The sequence below is a fragment of the Streptomyces sp. NPDC055815 genome, assembly GCF_053616475.1.
The window spans coordinates 1-1,798 of record NZ_JBSHDU010000068.1; the positions used below are offsets into that span (position 1 = coordinate 1).

The 1,798-nt window shown below is 70.2% G+C and carries 1 protein-coding gene; it reads left to right on the forward strand.

Annotation, left to right across the window (positions count from 1 at the left end; translation table 11 throughout):
- The first annotated feature begins 191 nt into the window (after window positions 1–191).
- Window positions 192–1,658 carry a non-reducing end alpha-L-arabinofuranosidase family hydrolase gene (locus ACWGN5_RS32050; RefSeq protein WP_453521745.1) on the forward strand — a complete coding sequence of 489 codons (1,467 nt, stop codon included), beginning with the start codon at window positions 192–194 and terminating at the stop codon, window positions 1,656–1,658.
- The last annotated feature ends 140 nt before the right edge of the window (window positions 1,659–1,798 follow it).

The window sequence follows — 1,798 nt, forward strand, 5'->3', positions numbered from 1 at the left end:
CCCCAATCCCAACCAATAACGGCCGCAATCCGCCAACCCCCCCCCGGCGACCCCCCCCCACCGCAACCCCCCCCCCGGCCCCACCCCGGGGGGCCCGCCCGCCCCCACACCCCTCCCTTGTCCGCCCCCCGACGCGTCCGCCCCGCGGCCCCTCGGGGAGCTCGCCCCCACACCTCGAAGGAGCAGTTCTGATGCCGTTTCACCATCGGTCACCGGTGCACCTGAAACGCCTGCTCGCCGTCCTCACGCCCCTGCTGCTCCTGGCCACCTTCTTCGGTGCCCAGCCCGCCGGCGCGGCGACCGTCGACACCAACGCCTCGTACGTGCTGGTCAACCGCAACAGCGGCAAGGCCCTGGACGTCTACAACCTGGCCACCAACGACGGGGCCCGCATCACCCAGTGGACCAGGAACGACCAGAGCCAGCAGCAATGGCAGTTCGTCGACTCCGGCGGCGGCTACTACCGCATCAAGTCCCGCCTTTCGGGCAAGGTGCTGGACGTCCGCGACGGGTCCACCGCCAACGGCGCCGGGATCGTCCAGTGGACCGACGTGAACGGCACCAACCAGCAGTGGCGGCTGGCCGACAGCCCCGACGGCTTCGTGAGGCTCATCGCGCGCCACAGCAACAAGGCCCTCGAAGTGCAGGGCGCCTCCACCGCCGACGGCGCGAACGTCGTCCAGTACGACGACTGGGGCGGCGCCAACCAGCAGTGGCAGCTCGTCAAGGTCGGTGCGGGCAACCCCGGCACGTGCGCCCTTCCGTCGTCGTACCGCTGGTCGTCGACGGGCGCGCTGGCGCAGCCCAAGGCGGGCTGGGTCTCGCTCAAGGACTTCACGGTCGTGCCCTACAACGGCCGGCAACTCGTCTACGCGACGACGCACGACACCGGGACGCGGTGGGGTTCGATGAGCTTCAGCCCGTTCACCAACTGGTCGGAGATGGCCTCGGCCGGCCAGAACGCGATGTCCAATTCCGCCGTGGCGCCCACGCTCTTCTACTTCGCGCCGAAGAACATCTGGGTGCTGGCCTACCAGTGGGGCAGGACCGCCTTCTCCTACCGGACGTCGAGCGACCCCACCAACCCGAACGGCTGGTCCGCTGAGCAGGAGCTCTTCTCCGGAAGCATCAGCGGCTCCGGCACCGGTCCCATCGACCAGACGCTCATCGCCGACGGGACGAACATGTACCTGTTCTTCGCCGGCGACAACGGCAAGATCTACCGGGCCGGCATGCCGATCGGGAACTTCCCGGGCAGCTTCGGCACGAGCTCGACCGTGGTCATGAGCGATTCGACGAACAACCTGTTCGAAGCCCCGCAGGTCTACAAGCTCCAGGGCCAGGACCGCTACCTCATGATCGTCGAGGCGATCGGCTCGCAGGGCCGGTACTTCCGCTCGTTCACGGCCAACAGCCTGAACGGCTCGTGGACACCCCAGGCCGCGACCGAGAGCAACCCCTTCGCCGGCAAGGCCAACAGCGGCGCCGGCTGGACCAACGACATCAGCCACGGCGAACTGATCCGCACCGGCCCCGATCAGACGATGACCGTCGATCCCTGCAACCTGCAGCTGCTCTACCAGGGGCGCAGCCCCGAATCGGGCGGCGACTACGGCCTCCTGCCCTATCGTCCGGGCCTGCTGACACTGCAGCGCTGACGGCATGACACGGCTCCGGCACGGAGCCGGGGTGGCGGGGGGGGGGGGGGGGGGGGCCCCCCCCCGCCGGGCGCGGGGAGCGGGCGGGACCGGGGGACCCGCCCCCCGGGGCCAGTACCGGAGGGCCCCCCGGTGGTAGG